10 protein-coding genes, 1 tRNA gene and 1 riboswitch are annotated in these 17,605 nt (G+C 72.9%); of the genes, 6 read left to right on the top strand and 5 right to left on the bottom strand.

The window, feature by feature from the left end; all coding sequences use genetic code 11:
• Positions 1–10: 10 nt before the first annotated feature.
• The 4 genes from AC067M_RS33000 (at position 11) to AC067M_RS32985 (ending at position 3,828) form a co-directional block, all read left to right on the top strand.
• Entirely contained in the window at positions 11–1,147 is a 1,137-nt protein-coding gene (locus tag AC067M_RS33000; RefSeq protein WP_478700714.1) for a dihydrofolate reductase family protein, read from the top strand.
• Positions 1,148–1,211: 64 nt separating this feature from the next.
• A tRNA-Met gene (locus AC067M_RS32995) sits at positions 1,212–1,285 on the top strand.
• Positions 1,286–1,581: 296 nt separating this feature from the next.
• Positions 1,582–1,739: riboswitch (cyclic di-AMP (ydaO/yuaA leader) on the top strand.
• A gap of 11 nt (positions 1,740–1,750) precedes the next feature.
• Positions 1,751–2,779: a M23 family metallopeptidase gene (locus AC067M_RS32990; RefSeq protein ID WP_478700713.1), complete on the top strand. Its 1,029-nt coding sequence runs from the start codon at positions 1,751–1,753 to the stop codon at positions 2,777–2,779.
• 98 nt (positions 2,780–2,877) lie between these two features.
• A complete protein-coding gene (locus tag AC067M_RS32985) occupies positions 2,878–3,828 on the top strand; it encodes an aldo/keto reductase (protein WP_478700712.1) in 951 nt (316 codons plus the stop codon).
• A gap of 41 nt (positions 3,829–3,869) precedes the next feature.
• On the opposite strand, the gene AC067M_RS32980 is transcribed toward AC067M_RS32985, so the two are convergent.
• The 4 genes from AC067M_RS32980 to AC067M_RS32965 all read right to left on the bottom strand — a co-directional run bounded on the left by AC067M_RS32980 (position 3,870) and on the right by AC067M_RS32965 (position 9,066).
• Positions 3,870–5,213 carry a PrsW family intramembrane metalloprotease gene (locus AC067M_RS32980; protein WP_478700711.1) on the bottom strand — a complete coding sequence of 448 codons (1,344 nt, stop codon included), beginning with the start codon at positions 5,211–5,213 and terminating at the stop codon, positions 3,870–3,872.
• 49 nt (positions 5,214–5,262) lie between these two features.
• The gene (gene trmB, locus AC067M_RS32975) at positions 5,263–6,168 is read right to left on the bottom strand and encodes a tRNA (guanosine(46)-N7)-methyltransferase TrmB (protein ID WP_478700710.1); all 906 of its coding nucleotides are present in this window, start codon (positions 6,166–6,168) and stop codon (positions 5,263–5,265) included.
• 80 nt (positions 6,169–6,248) lie between these two features.
• Positions 6,249–7,457 (bottom strand): L-2-hydroxyglutarate oxidase, encoded by a 1,209-nt coding sequence (lhgO, locus tag AC067M_RS32970; protein WP_478700709.1) that lies wholly within the window; start codon positions 7,455–7,457, stop codon positions 6,249–6,251.
• Positions 7,458–7,641: 184 nt separating this feature from the next.
• A complete protein-coding gene (locus AC067M_RS32965) occupies positions 7,642–9,066 on the bottom strand; it encodes an MFS transporter (protein ID WP_478700708.1) in 1,425 nt (474 codons plus the stop codon).
• A gap of 705 nt (positions 9,067–9,771) precedes the next feature.
• Between AC067M_RS32965 and AC067M_RS32960 the strand changes: the two genes are divergently transcribed.
• Both AC067M_RS32960 and AC067M_RS32955 read left to right on the top strand, forming a co-directional pair.
• A complete protein-coding gene (locus tag AC067M_RS32960) occupies positions 9,772–11,850 on the top strand; it encodes an asparagine synthase-related protein (protein ID WP_478700707.1) in 2,079 nt (692 codons plus the stop codon).
• A gap of 253 nt (positions 11,851–12,103) precedes the next feature.
• The gene (locus AC067M_RS32955; RefSeq protein ID WP_478700706.1) at positions 12,104–15,463 is read left to right on the top strand and encodes a BTAD domain-containing putative transcriptional regulator; all 3,360 of its coding nucleotides are present in this window, start codon (positions 12,104–12,106) and stop codon (positions 15,461–15,463) included.
• Here the strand turns inward: AC067M_RS32955 and AC067M_RS32950 are convergent.
• Positions 15,450–17,327, bottom strand: a complete 1,878-nt coding sequence (locus tag AC067M_RS32950; protein WP_478700705.1) for a sigma-70 family RNA polymerase sigma factor — start codon at positions 17,325–17,327, stop codon at positions 15,450–15,452. The two genes, AC067M_RS32955 and AC067M_RS32950, sit on opposite strands and share 14 nt — an antisense overlap.
• Positions 17,328–17,605: the final 278 nt, after the last annotated feature.

Genomic DNA, 17,605 nt, shown 5'->3' with positions numbered 1-17,605 from the left:
GAGTGCGTAGATGCCTCTCCCTTACGTCCTGCTGTCCGCCGCGGTCTCCCTCGACGGCTACCTGGACGACACCGGCCCCGAGCGGCTCCTGCTCTCCAGCCCGGCCGACTTCGACCGGGTCGACGAGGTACGGGCCTCCGTCGACGCCATCCTGATCGGCGCCGGCACGATCCGCGCCGACAACCCCCGGCTGCTGGTCAACTCGCCCGAGCGGCGCGCGGCCCGTGTCGCCGCGGGGAAGCCCGAGTTCCCGCTGAAGGTCACGGTCAGCGGCTCGGGCGAGCTGGATCCGGCGGCGCAGTTCTGGCACACGGGCGGGGAGAAGGTCCTCTGTACGACGGACAAGGGCGCGGAACGGGCCCGGCGGGCCGGTATCGACGCCGGCGCCGAGGTCGTGGCGCTGGGCGCCGAACTCGACTGGCGCCGGATCCTGGAACACCTCCACGACGTACGCGGTGTGCGACGGCTCATGGTCGAGGGCGGCGGAACCATCCACACCCAGCTGCTTCAGCAGGAACTCGCCGACGAACTCCAGCTCGTCCTCGCGCCCCTCTTCGTGGGCGACCCCAGCGCGCCCCGGCTGTTCGGGTCCGGTGCCTACCAGGGCGGACGACTGCGACTCGTGGAGACCCGGCAGATCGAGGACGTCGTACTGATGCGCTACGAGCCGACGGCACCCGGCAGTGCGGGGGTGGCCGCCCCCGCCGACCGGCACTGGCTCGCCCTCGCCTGTCACCTCGCGGAGCTGTGTCCGCCGTCGGAGGGCGCCTTCAGCGTGGGCGCCGTGGTCGTGGCGGCCGACGGGACCGAACTGGCGCGCGGGTACTCCCGGGAGGGCGGCGATCCCCTCGTGCACGCGGAGGAGGCGGCCCTCGCGAAGATCGACCCGGCCGACCCCAGGCTCGCGTCCGCCACCGTCTACAGCAGTCTCGAACCCTGCGCCCGCCGCGCGTCCCGGCCCGCGCCCTGCGCCCGTCTGATCCTCGACGCGGGGGTGGGGCGGGTCGTCACGGCCTGGCGTGAGCCGGACACCTTCGTCGAGGGTGCCGACGGCACGGGCGTGCTGGTGGCGGGCGGTGTCGAGGTCGTCGTCGTGCCGGAGTACGCGGAGCGGGCCATGGCCCCGAACCGCCATCTGCTCGGCTGATCCCCCGTCACCGCAATACCCGTGTGCTTCGCACCCCGCGGATGCCGTACACTGGAATCACCGACGCGGGGTGGAGCAGCTCGGTAGCTCGCTGGGCTCATAACCCAGAGGTCGCAGGTTCAAATCCTGTCCCCGCTACTGAAGGCCGATGGCCGGGATTCTCACGGATCCCGGCCATCGGTGCGTTTGGGGGTGTGAACGAGCGCAGTCACGGGGTGTGAGTGGGCCGCCCCGCTCCGCATAACAACTGACGCACCGTCAGAACCGTGAGGGATCCACCACGTGGTCAACTCGCCCGTTTTTCACCGCTCATGGGTCGTAAGTCCAGGGTGAAAATGTTAATGATCAAGAGGAACAGCTTGGAAACCTGACCTCGTGTCTATTAACGTTCGATAACGCAGCGCGGTCGTCCCAGCCGTCACAAGAGACGGCTCCGTGCTCACGCGCCGAATCCCGCAAGGGAACCGGGGAACCACCACCTTGGGGTGAATCACGTGGATGCCGCCGTGAAGTCACGGCAGGTATACGCGCGTAGGAGACCTTCCCGCTCCGAACCCGTCAGCTAACCCGGTAGGCGTCACGGAAGGAAAGGAGCACGCCTTCGTGGCGTCCAACCCGCCTGCCCCCGAGGCTCCGCACGCGCCGAGCCGCCGCAGTACCGAGATCTTCGGCTACGGCGACTACCGCAACGACGAGGGCCCCTGGGAGGAGTGGAATCCCACCGCGGAGTCCATTCGCCCGGTACGTGGCCGGCACCGTGTCGCCAAGCAGCGTGGCGGGCTCGCCCGCAGCTCCACCGTCCTGGGCGTCGGCGTCATCGCCGCCGTCGGCGCGGGCGGCATGGCCAGCGCCAACACCGGCAAGCCGCCGGTCTCCATCTCCGTGCCCGACCTGCCCTCCGTCGGCTCGCTCCTGACGGACGACCCCCAGGACGACACTCGGGACGCCGCGGACGCCCTCAGCAGCGTCGGCGTCGACGACACCACCCAGAGCGCCACCGACGCCGGTGAGTCGCTGCGCAGCCGCATCATGGCCCAGGCCGAGTCGCAGCAGGGCCAGCTGGAGAGCAAGGCGGAGGCCGCCGCCGAGGCCGCGGCCGCCAAGGCCGCCGACGCCGCCGCCGCGAAGGCGGAGCAGGAGGCCAAGGCCAAGGCCGCCGCCGCCAAGAAGAAGGCGGAGGAGGAGAAGCAGCGGAAGGCCGAGGCCGAGCGCCTGGCCGAGCTGGCCAAGGAGTACACGCTGCCGACCTCCTCGTACACCATCACCTCGACCTTCGGTCAGGCCGGCTCCTACTGGTCCTCCGGCTACCACACCGGCCTCGACTTCGCGGCGCCCACCGGCACGCTCATCAAGGCCATCCACAGCGGCACCATCACCGAGGCGGGCTGGGCCGGTTCCTACGGCTACCGCACGATCCTCACGCTCGACGACGGTACGGAGCTCTGGTTCGCGCACCAGTCCTCCATCAACGTCAGCGTCGGCCAGAAGGTCGCCACGGGCGACGTCATCGGCCGCGTCGGCGCCACCGGCAACGTCACCGGCGCCCACCTCCACCTGGAGGTCCACCCGGGCGGCAGCAGCACGGGCATCGACCCGTCGGCGTGGCTGCGCAGCAAGGGGATCAACCCCTGACGTAGATCTTCCGGGAGTCGGTGAGGTCTCCCGGATGTTACGAACCGTTGACGGGAGGCGCGGAATGCGTGCCTCCCGTCAACGCGTTGACGTAGAGCATGACTTCTTCTTCTCTTCGCAAGCTCGGTTCCTCCGACCTGGAGGTCTTCCCGCTAGCCCTCGGCGGCAACGTCTTCGGCTGGACCGCCGACGAGGCCACCTCCTTCGACGTCCTCGACGCCTACACCGCGGCCGGGGGCAACTTCGTCGACACCGCCGACGCCTACTCGGCCTGGGCCGAGGGCAACGCGGGCGGCGAGTCCGAGACCGTCATCGGCAAGTGGGTCAAGGCCCGTGGCAACCGCTCCGACGTGGTCATCGCCACCAAGGTCAGTCAGCACCCCGACTACCAGGGCCTGAGCGCGGCCAACATCAAGGCCGCCGCCGATGCCTCCCTGCGCCGCCTGGACACCGATTACATCGACCTCTACTACACGCACTTCGACAGGCCCGAGGTGCCCGTCGAGGAGATCATCGGCGCCCTCGACGAGCTGGTGCGGGCGGGCAAGGTGCGGCACATCGCCGCCTCCAACATCTCGCCCGTACGCCTCCGCGAGTCCCTGGAGTTCTCCGACCGCGAGGGTCTCGCCCGGTACGTCGCCCTCCAGCCCCACTACAACCTCGTCTCCCGCGACACCTACGAGGGCGAGCTGAGCGACCTCGCCTCCCGCGCCGGCCTGGCCGCCGTCCCGTACTACGCGCTGGCCTCCGGCTTCCTCACCGGCAAGTACCGGCCCGGTACGAGCGTGGACAGCGTGCGCGCCGGTTCGGCTGCCAAGCACCTCGAGTCCGAGCGCGGCATCAAGGTCCTGACCGCCCTCGACGAGATCGCCGAGGCCCATGACGCCCCGGTCGCCACCGTCGCCCTCGCCTGGCTCGCCGCCCAGCCGACCGTCGCGGCGCCGATCGCTTCCGCGCGCACGGCCGAGCAACTGCCGGCGCTGCTGGGCGTGGCGGAACTGCAGCTGACGGAGCAGGAGGTGGCGAAGCTGGCAGCAGCTTCGGCGTAGGACCTGTCCGGCGGTGCCGAACTGCCTGTGGCGGCTGCCCTCTACGAGCGGTAAGGGTTGTACGCGGGGTAAGGCGCCGCCGGATGCTCGTACCCCGCCCCGGGCCCGTTCCCGTACCCGTACACCCCGTACACCGGCCAAGGCGGCGCGACCACCGGTACCGGTGGGGCGGCCACCCGCGCCGCATGGTCCAGCGCGGGCCGTGCCACATCGCGCCGCCCCCACAGCTCCCGCAGCAGCTCCGCCTCCCGTACGACGAAGTCGGCCCCCGCCTTGCCACGGTTCCCCCGGCGCCGCAGGAACGCCAGGGACGTCGCGTACGCCTCGTACTGCGCCACCGCCCGCGCCGCGGGCCTGCCGTGGTGGCGCCTGGCGTACTCGCGGGCCAGCCGCCGTGCCCGCATCGAGCCGAGGGCGAACGGCTCGGCCGGCGTCAGCCATCCCGCGGAGGCGTAGGCGGGCAGCTCCTGCCGGACGGTCCTCAGCTCCCGCTGCCGCGTCCAGATGACCAGCCATGTCAGCAGCCCGAACGCGGGCACCATGAACGCCCCGTACACCGCGAAGAACCCGTACTCGCCGAGGGACGACGAGCCGTTCCAGAGCGCGTGCATGCCCATCGCCAGCAGCAGTCCCAGCAGCGGCAGCGCCACCCGCCGCACCTGCTGACGCTCCCCGGCGAGCGCGGCGGCGCCGAAGCCGATGCCGGTCAGGACGGTGAAGAGGGGGTGCGCGAAGGGCGACATGATGACGCGTACGAAGAACGTCGCCGCCGTCACGGAGGCGATACCGCTGTCACCGGTGAGCTGGTCGGTGCCGAAGGCCGTGCCCAGGTAGAGGATGTTCTCGGTGAACGCGAAGCCGGTCGCGGTGATCCCGGCGATGACGACCCCGTCGACGATGCCGGTGAAGTCCCGCCGTCGGAAGAGGAAGACGAGTAACACGGCGGCGGCCTTGGCCGACTCCTCGACGACGGGGGCTATGACGGTCGCGCCGAGGGTGTCCGCACTGGACGGGTCGGCGGTGGCCGTGGCTATCCATCTTGTCGCGAAACTGTTCGCCACGATCGCTATCAGCGCGGCCGCGCAGGCGCCCCAGGCGAAGGAGAACAGCAGGTTGTGCCAGGGGCCGGGCTCCACCCGGTCGAGCCACCGGAACGCCGCGACGAGCAGCGGAACAGGCAGTACGGCGAGGCCGAGCCCCACCAGGAACCCCTCCGTGCCGGTCTGTTCGCGCACGAGCGCGAGGATGACGAGTCCGGAGAGGGTGAGGAGGGTGACGAGTGCCCCGTAGCGCACCGACTTCCGCTGCCACCAGTGCGCGTGCCGAAGCACGCCCCCAGCGGCGGGGCCGTCGGGATGCGTCGGGTACGGGGGACAGGTGGCCACGGCATCGACCCTAACGAGGCAGCGCGCCGCCCGCGACGGTGCGCGTTCGTCAGCCGCCGGCGGGAGGCTCGGTGGGGGACTGGTGGTACGGATCGGGGTGGGAACGCCGAGCCGCGCTTGGCTTGCGGTGCTGTACGCGGCGGAAGAGCAGATCGTTCACGACATGACCCTTGTCCAGTCCCTGGCCCTCGAAACGGGTCAGTGGCCGGAAGTCGGGACGTGGCGCGAAACCGCCGTTGGCCTGTGTGTTCTCGAAGTCCGGGTGCGCGGTGAGCACCTCGAGCATCTGCTCGGCGTACGGCTCCCAGTCGGTCGCGCAGTGCAGGACCGCCCCCGGCTTCAGCCGGGTCGCGGCCAGGCTCAGGAACTCGGGCTGGATCAGGCGCCGCTTGTGGTGGCGCTTCTTGGGCCAGGGGTCGGGGAAGTAGACGCGCAGCCCGTCCAGCGCGTCCGGGGCGAGCATCTCGCGCAGCAGGATGATGGCGTCGCCGTTGCCGACGCGGACGTTGGACAGGCCGCCCTGGTCGGCGAGGTTCAGCAGGTTGCCCTGCCCCGGGGTGTGGACGTCCACGGCGAGGACGTTCGTGCCCGGGTCTGCCGCGGCCATCCGCGCGGTGGCCTCACCCATGCCGAACCCGATCTCCAGCACGACGGGGTTGTCGTTGGCGAACAGCTCGCCCAGGTCGATGACCCGCTGCCCGTCGATGTCGAGGCCCCACTTGGGCCACAGCCGCTGCAACGCGTCCGCCTGCCCCGCGGTCACCCGGCTGCGGCGCGGCTGGAAACTCCGGATCCGCCGCTCGAAGTGCGACCCGGCGGGATCGGCCGTGGGGCCGTCCGGGAACCGGGGCTCACCCTTGGTCCGGGTGTGCCGGACGGAGACACCGGGGACGTGCGGGTGCTGCTCGCCGGGGGCGGGCTGAGGGGTTTCGGGGGTGTTGAGGGAGTCAGACACAGTGCACTCGATTTTACGGGGCTCGCTCCAGCGGGAAGCATGCCGTCGGTCACGGGGCTGTGGGGGCCGGACGGGGGCCCTTACGCCGACCCCAGCACGGTCAGCGCCCGCCGGGCAACCTCCCGCCCGATCGGCAGCGAGGCGGTCGCCGCGGGGGACGGCGCGTTCAGGACGTGGACCGCCCGCGCGCCCTCCCGGATCAGGAAGTCGTCCACGAGCCCCCCGTCCCGCAGCACCGCCTGAGCCCGCACTCCGGCCGCCGTCCGCACCAGGTCGCCCTCGCCCGCCGCGGGCAGCAGTCGGCGCACCGCCTGCGTGAACGCCGCCTTCGACACCGACCGCCGCAGCTCACCCGCTCCGTACCGCCAGTGCCGCCGTGCCATCCGCCACACTCCGGGCCACGCGACCGTCGTCGCGACCTCGCCAGGCCGTACGACCCCCCACCCGTACCCCTCCCGCGCCAGCGCGGGCACGGCATTGGGGCCGATGTGGACGCTGCCGTCGATCCCGCGCGTGAGATGCACCCCGAGGAAGGGGAACGCCGGATCGGGCACCGGATACACCAGTCCCCGCACCAGCTCGGGCCGCGCCAGCTCGTAGTACTCCCCCCGGAACGGCACGATCCGCACCCCGGGCTCGTCCCCGGTCATCCGGGCGACCTCGTCGCAGTACAGCCCGGCGCAGTTCACCAGCACCCGACCCCGTACGACATCACCGTTCGTGGTCCGCACCGCGACGCCCCGGTCGGGACGCCGGTCGATCCGCTCGACCCGGGCGCCGTACCGGATCTCCGCCCCCGATGCCTCGCCCAGCTGCCGGGCGACCGCGACGAAGTCGCACACCCCCGTCGTCCCCACGTGGATCGCCGCGAGGCCGCGCACCTCCGGCTCGTACTCCCCGATCTGGGCCGCGCCCAGCTCTCGCACCGGGATCCCGTTCTCACGGCCGCGCTGCACGAGCGCGTGCAGGCGGGGCAGCTCCTCCCGCTCGGTCGCGACGATCAGCTTGCCGGTGACGGCGTGCGCGATGCCGTACTCCGCACAGAACTTGATCATCTCCGTGGCGCCCCGCACCGCGTACCGCGCCTTGAGCGACCCCGGCCGGTAGTAGATCCCGCTGTGGACGACCCCGCTGTTGCGCCCCGTCTGGTGCCGGGCCACCCCTGGCTCCTTCTCCAGCACCGTCACCCGTGTCCCCGGCGCGGCCCGCGTGATCGCGAACGCGGTGGACAGCCCGACGATCCCTCCACCGATCACGAGCACATCGCAGTCGTAAGCACCCGCCCGCACCTGCACCACCTCCCACCTCCGATAGTGCACTGCGCCACTGACAGCCCCTTCAAACCCAGGCGAGTGCAGCCGGCTCAGGGGCGCGGGGCCGGGACATGTGCGGCTCCGCCGCGTGGGCCCGAACAACCCGCGACAACCCGCCCCGCCAGACCACAGTGACCAGGCAGACGCGAAGGCGGAAGCTCTACGCCGGAGCCATCAGAAGGGGCCGAGCCCGCTCCCGCAGCTCCACCACCCGCGGCTCGTCCCCATACGGCTCCAGCCGATGCAGAAGATCCTTCACGTACTCGGTGGTCCGAGCCGAAGAGATCCGCCCAGCCACCTCCACCGCCCGCACGCCCTGCTCACAGGCCGCATCAAGATTGCCGGACTCCAGCTCGGCCACCGCCGAGACGACGAGCCGTAATCCGTGCGACCGCACAAACTCCTCCGTCGGCTTCGACAGCGCCTGCTCCGTGAACCTCCGCACCTGCCGAGGCGCCTTCAGGTCCCGGTAGCACTCCGCCGCGTCGGCGGCGAACCGGTCGTAGCCGTAGAACCCCAGCCACGACGGGTCGTTGTCGCCCTCACGGGACCGCTCCAGCCAGCCCTCGGACGCCTTCAGGGCCGCGCCGGCCGCCGGGGCGTCGCCGGCGCGCGCGTGCGCGCGTGCCTCGACCAGCCGGAAGAAGCTCATCGTGCGGGCGGTGGCCAGTCCCCGGTTCCGCTCCAGGGCGGCCTGCGCGAGGTCGACGCCCTCGTCGCCGAACCCGCGGTACGTCGCCTGCAGCGACATGGAGGCGAGCACATATCCCCCGAGGGGGACGTCTGCGGCCGCGCGCGCGAGGCGCAGTGCCTGGATGTAGTACCTCTGCGCGGCCTCCTGCTGACCCGTGTCGAAGGCCATCCACCCGGCGAGGCGGGTGAGTTCGGCGCTCGCCCCGAACAGGGCCCGGCCGACCTCGTCGGAGTAGGAGCCGAGCAGCAGGGGCGCCGCCTCCACCCTCAGGCACTCCGGCACCATCGACGAACGCCAGTCGCCGCCCCCGTACTTGGAGTCCCAGCGCCTGGCGTCCTCGGCGGCCTCCCGCAGCTTCTGCACATCGCTGTGGCCGACTTTGAGCGGTGCGCCGGAGCCCTCGGAGGGGTTCACCTCACGCGCCACCGAGCTGTCGGCCGGGGTTATCAGCCATCGTGAGGCGGGCGTTGCGTATGCGCTCACTGCGAACGACCCGGCCAGCGACTGCCAGATGCCGCCGGAGCCAGCGCGGCGCCCGGCGAGGTCGAGCCGGTACAGCTCGGTCGCCGACCGCACGGCCTGTCCGACGTCCCGGGGGAAGGCGAGGCCCACCTCGGGAGCGGGGTCCGCGTCCGCCAGACCGATCTCGTGCAGGGGCACGGGCCGGCCGAGCTTTTGGCCGATGGCGGCCGCGATGAGGTGTGGAGCGGCGCCTTGCGGCACCATGCCCTTCGACACCCAGCGCGCCACCGACGTCTTGTCGTAGCGAAGCGTCAACCCGCGTTGAGCGCCAAGATCGTTGACGCGTCGCGCGAGTCCGGCGTTGCTGATTCCCGCGAGGGCGAGAACGGCGCCGAGTTTTTCGTTCGGCCCGCGTTGCTCCCTGGACATGAGCCACCCCTCGACACAGACGGCTGCCGCACTGGCATAACCACGCGGCATTCGTAAACCCAGCGTAGTTCGCCGCATCCCAAGCGTTAAGGGGCATTCTTCCGGATGGCGGGATTGTGGTCCGTACTGAAGTACGGACTTACCTACGCACTGTTGCCGCGTGCTCCCGTTGTGTGGCTGTGCGCCCGGCCGTGCGCTCTTCTCCGGCCACCGCGGGAGCGCTTCCATGGGCCGTGCGTGGGTCGGCCCGCTGTACTGGATCCAGTGGGCTGGGGGACACCGCCGCCTACATCCCCGCGGGCGGCGGACCGGTCCGGGAGGTGTGCTTCACCTCCCGGGCTGCGCATCCGTTGTGTGGAGCGCAGGGCATGTACGGAGCGTGCACGGAGTGTGTGCGCGCCCGCCTCGACGGTCGCCGCGTGCCCTCGATTTGGCTGAAAACAGACCCTCCCCTTCGTATGGGATTACCGCTCTCACCATGGGAGTTGAGGGCGCGAAGGGTGTTTTCGGGGAGCGTACTGGGGGCGCATTCGAGTCGAAGTCACCGCCTCCCGCCTGGGCGTTCAGGCCGACGAGGCGATGCGGACCGGCGAACACTTCCTGGATCACAAGCGGCTCCGCCGCCCCTCTGTGAGGCGTTCTTCGTGGCAGCATGGTGAACCGTTCGTACGGAGCACTGGTTGTCCACAGCCTGTGGAGGCGTCGATGCGGTGGTTGGTGGGATGGAGCAGCACCGCCGCGCGAGCCGTTGAGCCCGGCTCCGCCGGCGCCACCGGGCTCGACGGCGAGACGCTGCACCCGGTCGGCTCCCAACTGCTGTGGGGCGACCCCGATCCGCTGTGGGCGGTCGGCGACTGGCGCCCCGACGAGGTGCGTGTCGTCAAGGTCGACGACCAGACGCGGATCGCCGTCCTCGGCCTGTGCGGGGCCACCGACGAACAGTTGCGGATCGGCCTGTTCGCCGCGCGCGGCGGGGCACTTCGCCATCTGACCGCCTGGCCGGGCAGCTACACGGCCGTCGTCAAGGTGGGGCGGCGGATCACCGTCTGCGGCGATCTGGCGGGCGCGCGCCCGGTGTTCCACACCCCCTGGGCCGACGGCACGGCGTACGCGACGGCCGCACTGCCCCTCGCGGACCTCATCGAGGCCAACCTCGACTTCGGGCACCTCGCCGCGCTCCTCGCCGCCCCCGACGTACCGGCCGCCCTCCAGGACTCCACCCCGTACGACGGCGTACGTCGCATTCCGCCGGGGCATGCGCTCATTCTGCGCGCCGGGGCGCGTGAGGTCGCCGGATACGAGCGGGTCGCCTCCCTCGCGGTGGCGGCGCCCGCGGCCGACCCGGACCGCGCGGTCGACGACGTGCGTGACGCGCTCGTCGAGGCCGTACGGGCCCGCCTCTCCGCACCCCGGCACGTCCCCGACATCGACCCCGGGCCTGTCCCCGGGATGGGGCCCGCCGAACGGCGTGCCGCGCGCGGGATGCCGGTTCCGGGCATCGGCGCGGACCTCTCCGGCGGCCCGGCCTCCGGCACCCTGGCCCTGCTGGCGGCGGGCCTGCCCGGCAATCCCGGCACGCTCCTGGGTCACGGCACGGGCGCGGGGGAGCGCCTGCTGGCCGTCACCTTCAACGACCTGGCCGTCCCCGGCCGCGAGGCCGAGGTGGAACGCGCGGGCGCCCTGGCGGCCAACCCGCGCCTGCACCACGTCGTCGTGGCGGGCGGCGAGGAGACCCTGCCCTACGCCGACCTGGACGGCCCGCTCACCGACGAGCCCGGCCCCTCCCTGGTGACGGCGGCCCGCCACCGCGCCCGCCTCGCCTCGGGCAGCGCCGACCACTTCACGGGGTACGGCGCCCGGCAGGTCCTGGACGCCCACCCCGCCCGCCTCGCCGACCTGCTGATGGACCGCAAACGGCGCCACCTCGTGCGCCCGGTCGCCGCGCTGGCCAAGGCGGACGGCTCGGTGCTGGTCCCCGCGCGCGTGTACGGCGCGGCCCGACGGCTGGCCCGTACGCCGTACGGGGCCGGCGTGGAGGCCCTCGCCGAGCGGCTGATGCAGCGCAGAGTCGACGAGCCCACAGGTGCGGTGGGGGCGTCCCTGGCGGCGCTCACCTGGGCCAGACCCGGGCCGGCGGCACGCTGGCTGACCGGAGAGGCACTGGCTGAAGTATCGGTTCGCCTCCAAGGGGCGACACATCGCTCAGGCGTGGGCCCGGCGCAGCGGCCCGGCGACTTCCGCGCGCGTGCGGCCCTCGCCCGGCACGCGGCGGACCTCCGCGTCCTGGAACAGGCCGCCGAGATCCGCTCGCAGCGGCTCCACGCGCCCTTCCTCGACAACCAGGTCGTACGGGCCTGCCGCGAACTCCCCGAGACGCTACGGGTGAAGCCGGGCGCGCGGGCGGCGATCCTCCGCACGGTGCTGGAGGGCGCCGGTGTGTCCGACCTCCCGCCCGGCTGGGGCGCGCCGTCCCACGCGTCGGTCGCGGCCGCCGCCCGTACGGGCCTCAGGGTGGCCGCGGACTCGCTCATCGCGCTCTTCGACACCCCCTTGTTGGCCGAGGCGGGCCTGGTCGAGGCCCGCGTCGTCCGCAAGGCCCTGCGCTCCGCCGCCCAGGGCGAACCCCTCCCCCTCGACGGCCTCGCCGACCTCGTCTCCCTCGAACTCTGGCTCCGCCGCCTCCTCTCCCGCCGAGGCACCTGCTGGACCGGTACCCCTGCACGCACGCGTGCGGTACCGGCGGGGATCTCACCACAGAGGGGGGCGCTGGCCTCCGGCGGTTGAGCGGGACAAGCCGCGGGCAGTCGTGCCGCTGGGGCGGCACGGGTGGGGCTGCGGTGACCGTCCATGCGGACCTGCGCCTGCCAGTGGCCGCCGCTCCGCCTGAGCCGCGGGCAGTCGTGCCGCTGGGGCGGCAACCCGTGAGCGCCGGGCTGCGCGACACACACCCCGCCTCGGCCCGAGCGCCGACGCCCTGCGAAACCCCCGGCCCGCCAAACCCCGTGCCTCACCTCCCACCCCCAGCGACAATGACCCGATGCGGTACAGAATCCTGGGCGTCACCCAGGCGCAGGACACCCAGGGCAACGACGTCCCCCTCCCGGGTGCCCGCCTCCGCACCCTCCTCACCGCCCTGGCCCTACGCCCCAACCGCACCACCACCCCCGAAACCCTCATCGACGAGATCTGGGCCGACGACCCACCGCAGGACGCCCCCGCCGCCCTCCAAGCCCTCATCGGCCGCCTCCGCCGCACCCTCGGCAGGGACGCCATCACCTCCGCCCCCGGCGGCTACCGCCTCACCGCGACGCCGGAAGACGTCGACCTGTTCGTCTTCGAGCGACTGGTACGCCAGGGCACCGCCGCCCTGCACGACCACGCCGACGCCTCCACCGCCGCCCGGCACCTCGCCCACGCCCTCGCCCTGTGGCGCGGCCCCGCCCTCGCCGACCTCCCCGACCGCAGCGCCGCCACCCGTCCCGACGCCCTCCGCCTGGAGGCGACCCGCACCCACGCGGAGGCAGAGCTGCGACTGGGCCGCGCCCAGGACGTCGTACCGCACCTGACGGAACTCACCGCGGCGCACCCCTACGACGAACCGCTGCACGCCCTCCTCGTCCGCGCCCTGCGCGACACCGGCCGCAACGCCGAAGCGCTCGCCGCGTACGAGACCGCCCGCCGCGCCCTCGCCGACGGCCTGGGCACCGACCCGGGACCGGAACTCCGCTCCCTGCACGAGGAATTGCTCAACGGGACGGCTCCCGCTCCGGCGACCGCACCACCCCGGCCGGCACAGCCCATGGCCCCCCAACTCCCGGAACCCCGCGGCAACATCCGTCCGCGTCTTACCTCTTTCGTGGGCCGGGAACCCGAGCTCGACGCCATCCGTTCCGAATTGCACAGGGCCCGTCTCGTCACCCTCATCGGACCGGGCGGCTCCGGGAAGACCCGCCTCGCCGAGGAGGCCGCAGCCTGTCTGCCGCAGGCATGGCTGGCCGAGCTCGCACCGCTCGACCGGCCGGAGGCGGTGCCAGGCGCGGTGGTCAGCGCGCTCGGTCTGCGCGAGACCGTGCTGCTGTCCAACGACCTGGCAACCCCGCAGGACGACCCGGTCGCCCTGCTCGTCGAGTACTGCGCCCTGCGCAGCCCGCTCCTGATCCTTGACAATTGCGAACATGTCATCGACGCAGCCGCCGCCCTCGCCGAGACCCTGCTGACCCGCTGCCCGGGGCTCACGATCCTCGCCACCAGCCGTGAACCCCTGGGCGTCCCCGGCGAGTCGGTCCGCCCGGTCGAGCCCCTCCTCCCCGACCAGGCGCACCGCCTCTTCACGGAGCGCGCGACCGCCGTCCGTCCCGACGCGGCCGCCGTGCTCCGCGACGAGGAGGCGGTGGCCGAGATCTGCCGGCGCCTCGACGGGCTGCCGCTCGCCATCGAGCTGGCGGCCGCCCGCCTGCGGCTGCTCACCCCGCGCCAGATCGCCGACCGCCTCGACGACCGCTTCCGCCTCCTCACCTCCGGAAGCCGCACGGTCCTGCCCCGCCAGCAGACCCTGCGCGCGGTCGTCGACTGGTCCTGGGACCTGCTGGACGAGCGGGAGCGGACGGTGCTGCGCGAGGTGTCCGTCTTCGCGGGCGGCTGGGACCTGGAGGCCGCCGAGGCCGTGTGCACCGGACCGGTCGCGGACCTCATCGGGGCGCTGGTGGACAAGTCCCTGGTCGTGGCCGCCCCCTCCGGGCGGGAGGGCGGCGGCATGCGGTACCGCATGCTGGAGACCATTCACGAGTACGCCACCGAGCGCGCCGCCGAGGCCCCCGAGCTGCGCGTCACGGCCGAACGGCGGCACCGCGCGTGGGCACGCGCACTGGTGGAGCGGGCCGAGCCGCTGCTGCGGTCCGCGGAGCAGCTTCCGTGGATCTCCCGCCTGGAGACCGAGCTGGACAACATCCGCGCCGCCCTCGACCGGTCCCTCGCCTCCCGCGACGAGACGGAATCCGCAGCTCTCGCCCTCGCCATGGGCTGGTTCTGGTGGCTGCGCAACTACCGCGACGAGGGCGCGGAATGGGTCAAGCGCGTCCTGCGCCTGGGAGTGTCCCTGGACACCGAAGCCCACCCGCTGCCGGGCGTTGCCGCGCACACCACCGCCCACCTCTCCCCCAGGGACACCCTGGCACCCCTGGGCCCCCTGGACCCCATCGACGTTTACTTCACCGCCCTCGAGCAGCAAGCGCCCCCTCCCCTGCGCCGCACGCGCATGGACCTGCACATGTTGTTTCTCTTCCTGACCTCGGAGTCCCCGCCGCAGGACGTGGAGGAGGACCCGCGGTACCCGCAGTACGTCGCCCGCGTGCGCGCCCACTACGAGCAGGGCGGCCCGGAGGCGGCCCGGATGCCGGGGCTGACCTGGCCGCTGACGACCTTCAACCGGCGGGGGTCGGAGGACGTGCGGCCCGCCCTGGACGCGGCGGTCGCCAACTGCCGTGCGTATGGCGACGACTGGGCGATCGGCGTCATCCTGATGATGCGGACCCACATGGTCGTCGACTCACCCGGCGGTATGCGCGGTGTCGACGACGACCTCGCGGAACTGCGCGTGCTCAGCCGACGGGTCGGTGACCGCTGGATGTGGGCCCAGGTGTGCAGCGCGGCCGGTGAGGCGGCCATGAGCCGCAGTGGCTTCGAGGAGGCGGAGCGGGAGTACCGCGAGGCGCTGCGGCTCGCCTACGAGGTCGGCGCATACGCCGAGTCGCCGTTCCTCATCGCCAGACTCGCCGAGATCGCCTTCCGCACCGGCGACCGCCCCGCCGCCCTGGCCGCGCTGGATCAGGCCGACGCCGCCGCCGACCGCTATGGCGTGATCGACTCCCGGGCGTTCGTCCTGTTCCTGCGGTGCCAGATGGCGCTGGACGATCAGGACACCGTCCTGGCGCGCGAGTTGTGTGGCGCGGCCCGCGAAGCGACGGCGCGGGGCACCCCGCCGCCCCAGTTCACCGCGGCGCTGGGCCTGCTCGACGCGAACGTCACGGCCGCCGAACGCGGCCCGGCGCACGGGCTGTCGATGCTCGTCGACGTACTGCGGCAAGCCGTGGCCGACCGGTGTGCCGAGGCGGTCACGGCCGCGATCGTGGACAGCATGGCGTCTCTGCTGGCCCAGCTCGGTGACCTCCCGCGCGCGGTCCGCCTGCACGCGGCGGGCGACCGGCTGCGCGGCGGCCATCCGCGCCCCATGCCGGAGCACGCGGAGGCCGAGCGGACGGAGGAGGCCGCCCTCGAGGCCCTGGGCGCCGAGCGTGTCGAGGCCGAGCGCACCAGGGGAGCGGCCCTCGGCGTGGAGGGCGCCCTGCGCGAACTCGCCGAGGCCTCGAGGGAGCACCCCGTCGTCGCTACGAGCAGGTGAACCGCGCGTCCGCCCAGTCCGCGAGCGCCGCGGGGTCGAAGGGCGTGCTGTGCGGCTCGACGACCAGCCGTACGGTGCTGTGCCCGGTGAGGTTCACATGGACGGGCACGGCAGGGTCCCCGCCCTTGATCATCCCGGACTTCCACAGCCGGGCCCCGTCCGCGTAGACGGAGAAGTACACCTTGCCGAGCTTCGACGTCAGGTCGTCGACGCCGACGAGCGCGTCGTAGGAGGAGCACGCGCGGTTGAGGTCGACGGTGACGGAGGACTCGCCGTGGACGGTCACACCGCGCGCGTACCGCTGGTCGTCGATCGACAGTCCGTACCGCTGCCACACCCAGCTGCTCGCCCCGAACCGCATCTCGGGCTTGGTGCCGTCGCCCGTGACGTCGTACGACAGCTCGCTCCACTGGTAGACGACCGGGGCGGGCGGCGGCGGGGGCGGGGGAGTGGGGGTCGGGATCGGCGCAGGGCTGGACGTGGGGCTGGGGGGCGCGGTGGGCTTCGGTTCCGTCCTCGGGCTGGGTGAGGACGTCGGAATGGGCGCGGGCGCCTGCTCCGGGGTGCGGGAGGGCATCGGCGTCGGGCTCTGCGCCAGCACCACCGGCTGCGGCTGCGACTGCTGCTTCACCGGCATAGGCGGAACTGAGGGCGTCGCCGGGGGCGTCGCCCGGGGCGTCGACGGTTGCGGCTGAGGTCTGACGACCGGCGCGGACGCGGGCGGCCTGGCCACCGGCTCCTTGGCCTGGCCGTCGTCGCCGATGAGCGCGAGGGCCGCCGCCGTGGCCGCGACAGCGACCACACCGGCCGCGATACCGGCCTTCACCGGCGCTGCCAGGCCCTCCGCTGCCAGCGCGCCGCCACCGGCGCCCGCCCCGCCGGACGCGCCGCCGCCCGCCGCGGCCGCACCGGCGACGCCCGCCGCACCCGCCCCGGCACCACCGGCGATGAGCGCCAGCGCCTTGGCGTACCCGGCGGCACCGAACCAGCCGATGACCGCGATCGGCACGACGGCGGGGATGCTGCCGGCGACCTCCTCGATCTGCAGTGCGGCAAGGCGGCACTTGGCGCACTCCTCCAGGTGCTTGCGCAGCCCCCGCTCGGCACGGGTGCGCAGCCTGCGCCGCGCATAAGTGCCGAGCTGGTCGGCGTAGCGGGCGCACTCCTCGTCGCCGGTGAGCGTGTCGCTGACGTGGGCCTGGAGATAGGCCTGCTTGAGGCCCTCGCGGGCGCGGCTGGCGAGCACGCGCGTGCCGTTGGCGTCGAGGCCGAACAGCACCGCGACCTCGCTCGGCGACTCGTCCTCGACCTCCGTGTGCCACAGCACGGCCTGCCAGCGCTCGGGCAGCGAGCGGAAGGCCCGCATGGCCATCGACTGCTCGGCCTCCTGCATCGCGCGTACGTCGGCGCCCAGGTCGAGCGTGTCGCCGCCGGACGCCTGCGAGGACCGTGCCGCGTGCGTGGCGAACACCGCGAAGTCGTCGACGAGCTGCTCGCGCCGCGCCGACCGTGTCCACTGGGCGGCGACTCGCCGTACGGAGGTGAGCAGATAGGCGCGTACGGCGTGCTCGGGGCCCGAGCCGCCGCGTACCGCCTGGAGCATGCGGGCGAAGACCTCGGCGGTGAGGTCGTCGGCGGTGTGGGCGTCACGGCAGCAGGTCCGCGCGTACCGGCGCACGGCGTCAGCGTGGCGCCGGTACAGCTCCTCGTACGCCGTGTCGTCGCCCGAGCGCATCCGGCCGATCAGCTCGGCGTCGGAGGACGGCAGCGTCCGCCTGCCCTGACTCGGCACCTGCGGCGTGGTCAGGCCGCCGACCTCCGCGTCACCGTCATCGAGTGACCCGTCCCGCCCGTGAACGCTCATCGCGGAAAGCCCCCGCCGCCAGACCAACCAGTCCCGAACACCGGGTCAGAGTGCCACATTGGCTTTTGTTCAGGACCCGCGGTACGGACCATCCACTCATCCGTGAGGACTTTTCGAGCGACAGTACTGGGAGTCACTCGTACGGGGAAGGATCAACCGCCTTTGCGGCGGCTGGAATTGGGTGGTGGGGGGGGGGGGGGGGGGGGGGGGGGGGGGGGGGGGGGGGGGGGGGGGGGGGGGGGGGGGGGGGGGGGGGGGGGGGGGGGGGGGGGGGGGGG

It is taken from the genome of Streptomyces sp. NPDC043427 (assembly GCF_056436655.1).
This window is presented reverse-complemented; position numbering and strand designations above follow the sequence as displayed.